General features: G+C 54.0%; 10 protein-coding genes and 1 tRNA gene. 5 read left to right on the top strand and 6 right to left on the bottom strand.

What is annotated here, in order from left to right; all coding sequences use genetic code 11:
• Nucleotides 1-59: 59 nt before the first annotated feature.
• Nucleotides 60-134 (top strand) — tRNA-Val (locus ACXAH0_RS20150).
• A gap of 390 nt (nucleotides 135-524) precedes the next feature.
• Entirely contained in the window at nucleotides 525-1,211 is a 687-nt protein-coding gene (locus tag ACXAH0_RS20145; protein ID WP_475194523.1) for a class I SAM-dependent methyltransferase, read from the top strand.
• Between the two features lie 53 nt (nucleotides 1,212-1,264).
• On the opposite strand, the gene ACXAH0_RS20140 is transcribed toward ACXAH0_RS20145, so the two are convergent.
• Genes ACXAH0_RS20140 through ACXAH0_RS20130 form a run of 3 tightly spaced genes read right to left on the bottom strand, consistent with a single transcriptional unit; the run spans nucleotide 1,265 to nucleotide 3,685 of the window.
• On the bottom strand, nucleotides 1,265-2,047 hold the full coding sequence (locus ACXAH0_RS20140) for an SDR family oxidoreductase (RefSeq protein ID WP_475194520.1): 783 nt from the start codon (nucleotides 2,045-2,047) through the stop codon (nucleotides 1,265-1,267).
• On the bottom strand, nucleotides 2,037-2,735 hold the full coding sequence (locus ACXAH0_RS20135) for an acylneuraminate cytidylyltransferase family protein (RefSeq protein ID WP_475194518.1): 699 nt from the start codon (nucleotides 2,733-2,735) through the stop codon (nucleotides 2,037-2,039). Before ACXAH0_RS20135 ends, ACXAH0_RS20140 begins: the two co-directional genes overlap by 11 nt.
• Nucleotides 2,732-3,685, bottom strand: coding sequence for a Gfo/Idh/MocA family protein (locus ACXAH0_RS20130; protein ID WP_475194517.1), 954 nt, complete (start codon nucleotides 3,683-3,685; stop codon nucleotides 2,732-2,734). The genes ACXAH0_RS20135 and ACXAH0_RS20130 overlap by 4 nt, the downstream gene beginning before the upstream one ends.
• Nucleotides 3,686-3,985: 300 nt before the next feature.
• Here ACXAH0_RS20130 and ACXAH0_RS20125 point away from each other — a divergent pair, with 300 nt between their 5' ends.
• The 3 genes from ACXAH0_RS20125 to neuC all read left to right on the top strand — a co-directional run bounded on the left by ACXAH0_RS20125 (nucleotide 3,986) and on the right by neuC (nucleotide 8,156).
• Nucleotides 3,986-5,851, top strand: coding sequence for a tetratricopeptide repeat protein (locus ACXAH0_RS20125; protein WP_475194513.1), 1,866 nt, complete (start codon nucleotides 3,986-3,988; stop codon nucleotides 5,849-5,851).
• Nucleotides 5,852-5,989: 138 nt separating this feature from the next.
• Nucleotides 5,990-7,021 (top strand): N-acetylneuraminate synthase family protein, encoded by a 1,032-nt coding sequence (locus ACXAH0_RS20120; protein ID WP_475194509.1) that lies wholly within the window; start codon nucleotides 5,990-5,992, stop codon nucleotides 7,019-7,021.
• Nucleotides 7,022-7,034: 13 nt separating this feature from the next.
• Nucleotides 7,035-8,156, top strand: coding sequence for a UDP-N-acetylglucosamine 2-epimerase (gene neuC, locus ACXAH0_RS20115; protein WP_475194507.1), 1,122 nt, complete (start codon nucleotides 7,035-7,037; stop codon nucleotides 8,154-8,156).
• Nucleotides 8,157-8,272: 116 nt separating this feature from the next.
• Here the strand turns inward: neuC and ACXAH0_RS20110 are convergent, their stop codons facing one another.
• The 3 genes from ACXAH0_RS20110 to ACXAH0_RS20100 all read right to left on the bottom strand — a co-directional run bounded on the left by ACXAH0_RS20110 (nucleotide 8,273) and on the right by ACXAH0_RS20100 (nucleotide 11,932).
• A complete protein-coding gene (locus tag ACXAH0_RS20110) occupies nucleotides 8,273-9,364 on the bottom strand; it encodes a hypothetical protein (protein ID WP_475194503.1) in 1,092 nt (363 codons plus the stop codon).
• 141 nt (nucleotides 9,365-9,505) lie between these two features.
• Nucleotides 9,506-10,207 carry a class I SAM-dependent methyltransferase gene (locus ACXAH0_RS20105; RefSeq protein WP_475185801.1) on the bottom strand — a complete coding sequence of 234 codons (702 nt, stop codon included), beginning with the start codon at nucleotides 10,205-10,207 and terminating at the stop codon, nucleotides 9,506-9,508.
• A gap of 261 nt (nucleotides 10,208-10,468) precedes the next feature.
• A complete protein-coding gene (locus tag ACXAH0_RS20100) occupies nucleotides 10,469-11,932 on the bottom strand; it encodes an AMP-binding protein (RefSeq protein WP_475194500.1) in 1,464 nt (487 codons plus the stop codon).
• Nucleotides 11,933-11,972 lie beyond the last annotated feature (40 nt).

The raw sequence follows: 11,972 nt of genomic DNA, 5'->3' as shown, positions 1-11,972 counted from the left end.
AAAGTGGTTGCCAATCCGGTGCCGATCCCTTAGACAGCCGCTCACGCTGTTTGCATCAAGGGCGATTAGCTCAGCGGGAGAGCACTCCCTTCACACGGGAGGGGTCACTGGTTCAATCCCAGTATCGCCCACCATTTTTACAAAAACGCTTTCCAATTCGATCCACCCTCCCGAATTGAGTGGATGGATTTCGGAAGATGCAGGCCAATCTTGCATCGGCTGGCAAAGGCTGCTGATCGGGCAACAGGCGAATTCCCAATTCTTTCCATGAAGATAAGTGCGGACAACTCCGACTTGGCGGGAGCCGTTTCTTGCAGCAAATTGCGAAGGAAACTAGGTTTCTGGAAACGTCCGGTGTTTTCAACCAGTCTCGCCCTGTGGCTCTTGCCGAAGTGATCAGACATCTTCGATCCTGGCTTCCAATGGGTTCAGAAGGATCAAACAGCGTCTTCTGACACCGGAACCTTTGCAAGGCAGGACCTCTGCATCCAGAGCTCCGCCGGCACGAAACCGGGTGGCAAGACATGAGCGAAGACAGCAACGAAGCGCGGCCGCATAACGAATATCTGGATGTCACCTATGGGCACAAGGCGTTTACCCAGTATCCGTTTCTGCTTACGGCCCATCTGTGGGAGCGCAACAAGCTGGCCCCGGGCGCCAGGCTTCTGGATCTTGGCTGCGGGCGCGGTGAATTCCTCCAAGGGTTCATGGCCCTGGGCGCTGAAGGCTATGGCTTTGATCAGTCAGACAGTGCCAAGAGCCTGTGTCCCGACGCGGATATCCGCGTTGGTGACCTGGAAGCCCCCCTGCCCTATGAAGACAATTTCTTCGACGTGATCTACAGCAAATCCGTCGTCGAACATTTCTACTATCCGGAGCGTATTCTGGCCGAAGCGCTCAGGGTTTTGAAACCGGGCGGCACGATCATCACCATGACGCCCGACTGGAAATACAACATCGTGGACTTTCATGGAGATTTCACCCACCGCACCGCCTTCACCCTGAAAGCCGTCTCCGACATTCACAAGATCACCGGATTCCGGGATGTCCGGGCAGGACGCTTCATTCAACTCCCCATTTACTGGCGTTATCCCTGGATGGGCGCGGCGGTCTGGGCCGCGCGCACCTTCTGTCCGGACTGGCTGAAACCGAAAAGCAAATTCATCCGCTTTTCCAAGGAAGTAATGCTGATCTGCGAAGCCCGGAAATAAATCTCAAGGCCGCCAGAGCGCCGTTCAATTGACGCCAGACCAATGCGCGCGCGTCACCAGCCGCTGAAGCCACCATCCACATTGACCATCTGGCCAGTCATGTAACGAGACGCATCTGAGACCAGAAATGCCATGGCATCTGCGATCTCTTCTGGCGCGGCCATCCGATCCAGCATGATCAGATCTCCGACCCGCTTCTGGAATTCATCAGAATGGCCGTTGAAGACAGCGCCGGGCGCAATCGTGTTTACGGTGCAATTGCGTTTGGCCCAATATCCGGCCAGCCACAGCGTCAGGCCGTGAATGCCGGCCTTTGTCGTGGAATAGGCGCTGAAAGACTTGAACGGCATGCCCTCATAAATCTGGTGATGTGGCCCGTTCAGGGCATACATGGACGCCACATTGATCAGCTTGGCCGGATAGCGGCCGACAATATCGATGTCCATCTGGCGGGCGATGAGAAAGGCGCCGGTGAGGTTCACCTTCAGCGTCTTCTCCCAGGTCTCAAGGGTTGTTTCGGCAAAGGCCGGAAACGCGGCCCCCCGTCCCATCAACAACTCACCCGTGATGGCCGCGTTGTTGATCACCACATTCGGCTGCAGCCCTTTAGATCTGAGCGCAGAAAAGATCTCCCGCACCTGGGCCTCTTCCCCCACATCCAGGTCCACGCAGTGAAATCCGGGCTCTTCGCCGAAGGTTTCCATCAGACCGTCGAAACGCTCCCCCGGAAGCTCGGAGGCCACAACCTCCATGCCGCGCTCCAGAAATGTGCGGATATAGACCCGCCCAAGAACACCGCCAGCTCCGGTGATGAACACAGTTTTCCTATCTGGCATGCCACTTGTCCTTCATCAAGAGCTCCACAAGGTGAAAATCAAACTCCGTGTCGATATCAAAACACCTTTCCTGAGGCATTTCATAAGGAATGACCCGGCCATCAAACAGCGCGCCGGCTGATTTCAGATAGGCAGGCGAAACGGCATAGGTGGAGGCAGCGTGCTCCAGAACGAGCGGCGCATTCTGGCGCGCAACAATTTTCTCCGGCAAAGGTTTGGAGACCCGCAAAGACCCGGTCTCATCAAGTTCCAGCAAATTGAAATAGGGGTTCTTGCGGGCAAGACAGCAGGACATCACCATGTCCGGCCGCTGGCTTTCGAACAGGGCGACCGCTTCCACAATATCTTGCGGTGCGCGCAGCGGCGATGTGCAGTCCAGGTCTACAAACAGATCCACCGGGCCGATCAAGGCTTCGGCAGCTTGAAGGGCGTGCTGCCAGACACTCCATTTGGAGGCACCGTCTGTTGCCAGCTCTGCGGGCCGCAGGCCAATGTCCAGCGCTCCTTTCTTGACAGCATGCCGCAGAAGGGCCGGATCATCTGTCGACACCACCACCTTGTCGATGACGGGGTTCGCCAGCAACTGGTCCAGCGACCAGTCGATCAGGGGTTTGCCGCACAGCTCCCGCATGTTTTTCCCCGGAACGCCCTTGGAGCCTTTCCGGGCGCCGATATGTCCAAGTCTCATCGAACGTCCGCCTCAATCTGCCCGACAAAAGTTCTCTTCGACCACGCCTCGGCGATCAGCCTGCAGGAGGTCTCGACCCGGTCCATCCGCGGGCACAGGGGATGAACAGGCCCGTCGCGTTGCTCTGCAAGGGTGACAAAATCCTGCATCAACCCTAGGAACAGCTGGTTCCTGTCGCACTCAAGCGTCACCTTCTCTTCATCCTGCCCGGTTGAACTGCGCACGACATTGTCCGTCAGAGTGTACTCCAGCTTCCCGGATAGCCCCTCCAGGGTGCCCTGCCGCACAAGCCGGGGCGCCAGATAGTCCAGTTCGATCGTGCATAGGCCCAGCCGTTTGCCAAACCCTGTGACCGAGGCCGCCATATCCACGCCGGGATAGTCCTGATGACCCAGGCATTGCACGCTCTGAAGCTTGATATCCGGGTCGAGCACACAGGCAAGATCCAGTTCGTGGCACAAGTCCAGCAGCACCCCGCCCCCGTCCGGCTTTGCGGCATAGCTTTTCGAGAATGCCCAGTCCTGACGCCATTGGGAGACATCATGCCCGACCTGGACATGCGAACGGAATATCTTTTCGGGAAGATGATCCAGCACATGGGCCACCAGCGGATGGTAGCGCATCATGAACCCGACAACACAAGACCGCTTGAGCCGGTCAGGCACTGCGAAAATCTGGCGGACCTGTTCCGGCGTATAGCCGGCCGGTTTTTCGATATAGACCGGCACGGACAGGCTGGCGCAAAGGGAAACCAGATCCAGGCGGATGCCGGTCGCCGTGGCGATCACGACTGCCACCTGACCCTGGTGCTGTTTCAAGACTGCCTGGAATTCAGCCGGGTCGTACGCCCGCCAGGGCACAAGCCGGGCCTTACATCCAAGCGTTTTGAGATTGCCGAAATGCCGCCGGCCTATCGACCCCGCGCCAATGACAAAATAGGTGAAAGTCATTTTCAGGACTGCCCGCTCTCAAACGCCGCAAGACGCTGTACCGGGAGCAACTTTTCCATCAAACCGTAGCAGGCCGAAAGCCCTTTCACGCCATGTGCCACAGTTTTTTGAGCAATTTTACTTTCCTGTTTCCCCGATTGCTGCTTGCAGGCGCTGCTTGCAGAACTTGAAACTCCGGGCGTCCAACGCAGAAAACTGCGGATAGCGCGCTGAAATCCGCTGTAAAACTGTCTTCTGCCAGAACACACTGATAGATTTCAGGAAAGTTGTGCTTTCAGAATCGACGGATCTCAAACGCTTATGGCACTGAACACCGCTCAAAATCCGACCCTTGAAAAGCTTCACAAAGCCTTGGCGCTGCAAAAGGCCGGTGACTACAAGAAGGCGCAGCGACTCTACCAGCAGGTTCTGAAAAAAGTCCCCAATCACCCAGATGCCAATCATCTGCTCGGGGTGACATACCGGCAATTGGGCAAACCGATGGAAGCCATTGCCCAAATTCAGAAAGCAATCAATCTGGCGGGTGACCGGGCCCCCTTTTATTCGAACCTGGCCCGGGCCATGTCCGACATTCCCAAATCGGACAATGACAGCATTCTGGCCCTGACCCGCAAGGCGCTCGATCTCGATCCGACCCTCATTGACGCCTGGAACCTTCATGCGATCACCTTGTGCAAATTCGAGATGGTCGAAGAGGCAGAACTGATCTTTCAGCGCCTGATCCAGCAGCATCCCAACCACCCGGATGCGTATCGCAATTACGGCGTCGCTCTCAGGGACGAAAAGCACTACGAGAAGGCAATCGTCTTCTTCAACAAGTGCTGCCTTCTGGATCCGGACAACCCGGAACCGTTTTACCTGCTGTCAAAGGCTTTGCAGGACATGGGGCAACTGAAAACGGCCTACAAGTTCACAAAACATGCCTTGCGCCGGTTCACAGACAACGACAGGCTCCACCACGAATTTGCCCGGATCTGCTTCAAACAGGGCAACTCGGTTGAAGGTCTTGAATCGGCACAAATCGCTGCAAAGGCCGCCCCGGACAATCCGGACCGGCAGATCACACTGGGTGTCTGCCTGCACGGATACCACCGCTACGGTGAAGCTGTCGCCTGTTTCAAGCGCAGTCTGGAACTTTATGACGGCGAGCTGCCCACGGCTGAATGGAATATGAGCCTAGCCTATCTCGGTCTTGGGGATCTGACGAATGGCTGGAAATACCATCACGCCCGCTTTGCAGCGGACAATCTTCCCGTTCTGTCGCGGAAATTCAACAAACCACGCTGGACAGGCGAGAGCCTGAAGGACAAGACCATTCTTGTCTATGCCGATCAGGGCGTTGGCGATGCCCTGCGCTCCTCGACAATCCTTGGCGAATTGATTGCAGTCGCCGGAAGCGTTGTTATTGAAGGTTCGCAAAAGTTACTGGATACGTTTGCGTACAGCTTTCCAGAGGCTACTGTCAGACTTGCGACGTTTGAAACAGACACCATGGAAGCAACGTCTGATGACTATGATTTTCACGTCGCGATGGCAGATTTGGCCTGCATTTTCCGCCCTACAATAGCGTCTTTTAAAAATACAATTTTTCCATGTCTCAAGGCAAGACCAGAAAGAGTCCAAGAACTCTATCAAAGATTGCCTAGGGATGCAGACAAGAGACCAATTATCGGCATTTCGTGGCGTTCTAAAAATCTAGATACATCGCGACTTAGAAATTACTTTTCGGTCCTTGAATTAGCACCAATTCTTGATCTTGAAGGCTGCATTTTCCTTAATCTTCAATATGCTTCGGTCGAAAAAGAAATCCGGTTTTTGCAACACAAATGTGAAAAAAGCACGTTTGTTCATTTCCCGGATGTTGATCAGTTTAACAACCTCATGGACGCCGCAGCGATGTCGGAATTGTGCGACCTGATAATTTCGGCCCCTACAAGCGTTGGCGATATCGCCGCAACGCATAACGTTCCATGTTGGACCTTCGGCGACTCACAATCTCATTTCACTTTGGGACAGGAAAATTCGCCTTGGTACCCTTCCTTAAAACACACGATGATCGATTTCGAACAGACCGTATCGGACCTGGTGCCAGAGATCCTTGAGCGGCTTGCCAGCTGGAAGCAGAACTTCTCGCCAGATGATAGACTAAGACGGATAGGGCTTTAGGCCTCGTCAGCCAAATGGATTCAAATGTCCGAACTAGGTCGACCTGGAAACTGGAGCAATGCTCATCGCGACCAAAAGAAAAAACGCTTTCAAGCTTTAGCATCCGGCGCTCCAAACATACTGTGCAAGGAAGTCACAATGCAGATCGCCCATCGCTCCATTGGCCCGGACCATCCGCCGCTGGTGATCGCCGAAATCGGGATCAATCATGACGGCAGTCTGGAGACGGCAAAAGCAATGGTTGAAGCCGCGGCACGCAGCGGCTGCGAGATGATCAAACATCAGACCCATTTCGTTGAAGACGAAATGACGGAAGAAGCCAAATCGATCTTCCCTCCCAATGCGGATGTGTCGATCTATGAGGTGATGCGCCGGTGCGCCTTGCCGCCGGAAGCGGAAAAGGAACTGAAGGCGTTCACCGAAGACCTCGGGCTGCTCTATATCTCCACGCCCTTTTCCCGGGCTGCAGCGGATTTTCTTGCCTCCATCGGCGTTCCCGCCTTCAAGATCGGCAGCGGAGAATGCGATCATCTGCCCCTGATCCGCCATATCAGCAAGTTCGGAAAGCCGGTGATCATGAGCACGGGGATGCAGACACTTGAAACGATCCGCCCATCGGTCGGCATTCTTCAAGCCTCCGGTATTCCCTATGCCTTGCTGGAATGCACAAACCTTTATCCGTCCCCGCCAGAGATTGTTTCACTTCAAGGCGTCAGCGACCTGAGAGCCGCGTTTCCGGATGCGGTCGTCGGATTTTCCGACCACAGTATCGGCCCGGACATGGCGCTCGCCTCCGTTGCGCTTGGCGCTTCCATCCTGGAACGGCACTTTACCGACAGCCGCTACCGCAAGGGGCCGGATATTTCCTGTTCCATGGACCCGGCGGAACTGCGGCATCTGATTGACCGGTCCAGGGAAATCCATACCGCCCTCCGCAATCCGAAACGGCGTACCGGTCCGGAAGAGGATGTCTACCGCTTCGCCCGGGGCTCCATCGTGGCCGACAGGGACCTGTCGGCTGGGACCGTAATTTCTGAGGCCGATATCTGGGCCCGCCGCCCCGGCACTGGCGAGATCGCAGTGCATGACTTTGACAAGCTGGTCGGGCGCACCCTCAAACATGCTCTCAAGCGCAATACACAATTGCGCTGGGACGATCTGGAAGACTAGGCGGGACCCGGCCATGAAACGTCTGCTGTTTCTCACCGGTACACGAGCCGATTTCGGCAAGCTCGAGCCTTTGGCCGCTGCGGCCAGAGATGCCGGGCATGATGTCACCTTCTTCGTCACAGGCATGCACATGCTGGCGCGCTACGGCTCCACGCGGCAGGAAGTGGAACGGATCAAGGGCGTGTCCCGGCAGGAATATATCAACCAGCGCATTGGCGACAGCCAGGACATTATCCTGTCCAAAACGATCATCGGCCTGTCGGACTGGGTCCATGAGAATCCGCCGGATCTGACCATCCTCCACGGAGACCGGATCGAGGCGCTTGCCGGTGCACTCGTTTGTGCAACCAACTATATCCGCTGTGCGCATATTGAAGGCGGGGAAGTCTCCGGGACGATTGATGAGGTCTACCGGCACTGCAACACCAAGCTGTGCACCTACCATTTTGTCAGTTCTCAGGATGCCCGCAACCGGGTCATCAAGCTTGGCGAAGATCCTGACACGGTCTTTCCCATCGGTTCGCCTGAACTCGATATTCATCTTCAAGGGGCGCAAGTTCCGATTGAAGACGTGAAGCGGCACTATGAAATCAGCTTTGAGGATTTCGGGATCGCTGTGTTTCACCCGGTCACGTCAGAGCGCGACACCATGGCGGCCCAGGCCAAATCGCTGTTTGGAACGCTCAAAGAAAGCGGGCGCAACTTTGTCGTCATCCTGCCGAACAATGACCCCGGGGGGGAAGACATTTTCAAGGAAATCGATAGCCTTCCGAAAGACCGGTTCCGCTGCCTGCCGAGTATGCGGTTCTCCTATTTTTCCTCTCTCATGAAACACGCCAGTGTCATCGTGGGAAATTCCAGCGCCGGGGTCCGCGAGGCGCCCTTCCTTGGCCTGCCAAGCCTGAATGTGGGCTCGCGTCAGCATCTGCGTTCTCAATCCGGGGCCATTACCGACGCGACAGCCTTTGAGGCAGACACGATCAAGGACTTTCTCTTGTCCAAATGGGGACAGCGCCATGAGGCGGACGTCTCCTTCGGGACGGGAAACGCCGCCAGGCGGTTTGTCGAGGTGCTCAGCCTGGATTCGTTTTGGTCAGTCAGTCAGCAGAAATATTTCTTTCAACCAACGGAATGAATTTGTTGCTGTTTGCAATCAGTTAAAAAGACTATTCGGTTTACTGAAGGCAAAGATTCCAGCTGCAACTTTCGGCTTGAGCATCGGGCGAGATAAGAGAATCGTGAGGGGTTCCCTTATCCCGCCCGATTCTCTAGTGCCCATCCATGGATATGCCGGGGAACAATCTGATCTCCAGCTCCTTTAAAAAGGACGACAGGCTTTTCTTCGGAGCCAGAAACATTCATCCGAATACCGCAAAATACTTTGGAGTTTTTTTCCTCAAAAGGAAAAAAATTGTTGGGAACTATGACTTCAGACTGATCTGGATCCAGGAAGCGGAAACCGGCGTGAAGGAAGACTTCATCATCCATCCCAGAAACCATCACATCCACGTGACGGCATTCCTCAACCATCGCTTTGTTTTTTAAAAACGAAAGAACAATAGGGAAATCGATAAGGTTTCCAAAATAATCATAAAGCCTAAGAATTTTTCCGATAGGCGTAGAGTAGATCGCGGTTGCGAACAAAATTCGCCTTCCCAAGGTGAAACCACTAAACGTCTCGAATTTTTGAGATAAATTTTCGATATATGTTTTTTTAAAGTACCAAAAATCTTTCTCAGGCAAGAAGTCTGATTGCGGGAAATCCTGCTTCAAATCGTTGAGAAACGTTTCATCATTCGGGTCAATCTTCTTTATTTGTCCACCAGCGCCAATTCTTTCGTCGCTCTCCCAATATTCAGGTCGCCAATAGAATTGTTTATACTGAGAACATACATGACCGACCCGTCTATAAAACGGCAACAGCCTCTCAATTATTCCTGCGGTAAAAAAAGCCTCTACCTTAAGATCTTCCAAAAATAACTTCATTGAAGCTTGACCTAAAAAAGGAACGCCCTCAACGGGCTTAAACAAAAATAAGCATCCAGCTGCATGTTTGCGCCCTATATTATAATAAAGAAAGGGCCACACTCCAACAAGCTCATCTTGCAAGAATGCGCCGTAAATATTAAGACCACTCTCATCTTCAAAGAAGTGGCGTAAAAGTTCGGGACTTCTCACATAGCTATGGTCTACCGAATAGTTTTCCGCAACAAAATCACGAAAGAGATCCAGCTCATCAAGTCTAAGAACTCTTCGAGATACTTGAGGTTTTGACACCATTTCCGGACCACCACTTCTCTGGCAGGCAGCTGCCGGAGAGGCTAACGAGAACAATTCCAGCAATATAGGCACCTATTTGTATCTGGAATTGCATCAAAGAAACAAGTTAGAGGGCTCTCCAGCCTCGGTTTGAAGCAGCAATGCGCTCGATAGCAGCTCTATTCTCTTCGGATAGATTGAAGCTGGCTTCTTGCGCATGACCCATCAATTAAAAACACCTACAAGATAGTATCGGCTCGCATAAGTTTTCGTCAAAATAATATCGCGCCTTACATGCACCATTTCGAGAATTTTAACTCTTCCTTCTAAAAGTTTTTCTATTTTTATACGATCATAGTAGTTTTGTATGGTTCCAAATTCGGTCTTTTTACTAACTGTCACTTCGCCGCAAAATCCTGGATCTAGATCACTATCCTCGTTGCTGATCAAGTCAAGAAAAACCATAGCTCCTGGTTTCACCACCCGGTGAATTTCGGGCATACACTCCTGAGCAATCTCAAATTTCATTGAATCCAGCACGCCCGTTGAAAATGCCAGGTCGAAAAAATTGTCATCAAAAGGCAACTTTCTCCCATCCGCCTGTTTCAACTTCTTTTCAACATCCGAAATGCCAGCCGACCCGAGCCATTTTCTTCCCGCCTCGATTGCCTCTGATGAGTGATCTATTCCATAGCCTTCAAAGCCAAATTCATGGAACATCTTCACATAACGCCCCATGCCGCATCCAAAATCGAATGCCCGCATTCCGGCGGTAAACCCATCGAGATATGTCGTTTCGTTTGGTCCGACCCTGCGCGCCACGCGATGTGAGAAAAGGCGAACTATCTCTTCATGAGGATAGAAATAGTGGTTCTCTTTGCGTAGGTACGACTGGTCCCAGTGCTCTTGTCTGGTTGCCTCACTCATGCGGATTGCTTTTCTGTTCGGAATGATCGAATTCTAGGATCTCAAAAATATCAGCCTTTTATCCCTAGCTTGCAATGACGAGAATCCACTTTCCAACATTTAAGCCTCTTCAAAACCGGTTATACAAAGTCTCCAAAGCCCATCAAGCTTGCTGCATCTCAACAGATCGGCACTTTCAGCCCCGCTTGGGCGACCATATCAAGCGGTCTTGGCAAGTGATTAGTCGTTTCAATGCCGTCAGGCTCCTGGTTCTACGGGCCTTCACCCTCGCCCCCCCTCCTCAAGACTTTGCAGCTCACCATAGGCCACCTTGCCGCTGTCCGTTCTGGGGAGCATGGCAATCTCCTTGAAGACAAGGTCCCGTGTCTGAAGCTTTAGCCTTGCGGCCAGTTGGCCCCTCACCGCTTGTGCCTGATCCGCCGGTTCATGAAAGACAATCAGGCGGTCCTCCACACAGATACAAGCCGCCGGAAAGGCCAATTCACGGGTCAGGATCGTTTCAATGTCATCCAGGGAAAGACTGTGGCCATAGAGTTTCGCAAAGCGTTTCTTGCGGCCCGTGATGAACAGAAATCCGTCCGCGTCCAGATAGCCCAGATCCCCTGTCCGGAGCGTGCCCTGCCAGTCGTCGTCCCGGGCAAGATCTTCGGCGCCAAGAGCATAGCCCATGGCGACATTGGGGCCCTGATAGAGGATCTCTCCGGAAGGGCTGGCCACCGCGCTCATGTCCGGCCTCGGCTCTGCTTCTGTCTCCGCCCTCATTTCCGGTCCGCGCCCGGCGTCCACCTGAAGCCTGCCCCCTTGCAAGGCCTTGCCTGCACTGGCAATCTTGTGCGGAAAGTCATTCACGCAAAAACAGCTGATGCGGGTTGTCGCCTCCGCCTGGCCATACATGATGAAGAACCGTTTCCCGGTGGTCTGGCACCAATCCAGAAAATAGGCGCTCGTATCCGGCTGCATTTTTCCCCCTGCCTGGGCCAGAAGCTTCAGATCCGGCAGGTCCTGCCGGCTGATCTTGAACTTCTTCAGCATATCGAAGGTGAACGGCACACCGTAAAGGCATCTCACAGACCGGTCTTTCACGAGATCCCAGAAGGGCCGCTGGACGACCGCGTGGTTGGTGAGATGAAGGGTCGATCCAACGGCAAGATGGGTGTGCAGGACCGAGAGGCCGAATGTGTAATTCATCGGCAGTGTCGTGACAGCTGACAGATCGGCCTCAAGGCGAAGGCTTTCGATGATGGCGGCGGTGTTTTCCAAAAGGTTCTGGCGGCTTTGGCGGACCAGCTTCCGGCTTCCCGTGGACCCTGACGTTGTGGCCAGAAGCGCCAGATCCGGATGACAGGCCACGCTGTCGCCGCCGCGCCGTGTCAACAGCCGATAGCCTTCGCTTTCAAAGGCCGGAAGATAGCCCTCAAGCCCGGCCGCATAGGAGGCCGGACACCAGATATGACGCGGGCGGTACGCATCCACATAGCCTTTGAGAACCGGAGGCTCAATTGTGGCGCTCAACATCACCGGCACGGTGCCTGTCTCCAGAAAGGCCAGATAGCCGGCAAGGCAACCGGCGCTGGTGTCGCACAGACAGATCACGAGCTGTGCGCCGGACGTCTCCAAATGCGCGGACAGGGCTTCGCCGGACGCAATCAGCTCCTCATAGCGGATCGTCTGGCCGGTTTCTGTGTGCAGCGCGACCCGTCCGGCAAATCTTTGAAGATCAAACATTCCGGCCAAAGTCCCTTATATCGAGCGGAATTCGGGCGCA

It is taken from the genome of Roseibium sp. AWQ4_290 (assembly GCF_056160985.1).
The sequence above is the reverse complement of the archived record's forward strand: the minus strand, read 5'-3'. Positions and strand labels throughout refer to the sequence as shown.

Coding starts and splice junctions, on each gene's coding strand:
- ACXAH0_RS20130 (WP_475194517.1), bottom strand. CDS start 3,685: ATGACTTTCACCTATTTTGTCATTGGCGCGGGGTCGATAGGCCGGCGG.
- ACXAH0_RS20120 (WP_475194509.1), top strand. CDS start 5,990: ATGCAGATCGCCCATCGCTCCATTGGCCCGGACCATCCGCCGCTGGTG.
- ACXAH0_RS20100 (WP_475194500.1), bottom strand. CDS start 11,932: ATGTTTGATCTTCAAAGATTTGCCGGACGGGTCGCGCTGCACACAGAA.
- neuC (WP_475194507.1), top strand. CDS start 7,035: ATGAAACGTCTGCTGTTTCTCACCGGTACACGAGCCGATTTCGGCAAG.
- ACXAH0_RS20105 (WP_475185801.1), bottom strand. CDS start 10,207: ATGAGTGAGGCAACCAGACAAGAGCACTGGGACCAGTCGTACCTACGC.
- ACXAH0_RS20145 (WP_475194523.1), top strand. CDS start 525: ATGAGCGAAGACAGCAACGAAGCGCGGCCGCATAACGAATATCTGGAT.
- ACXAH0_RS20135 (WP_475194518.1), bottom strand. CDS start 2,735: ATGAGACTTGGACATATCGGCGCCCGGAAAGGCTCCAAGGGCGTTCCG.
- ACXAH0_RS20140 (WP_475194520.1), bottom strand. CDS start 2,047: ATGCCAGATAGGAAAACTGTGTTCATCACCGGAGCTGGCGGTGTTCTT.
- ACXAH0_RS20125 (WP_475194513.1), top strand. CDS start 3,986: ATGGCACTGAACACCGCTCAAAATCCGACCCTTGAAAAGCTTCACAAA.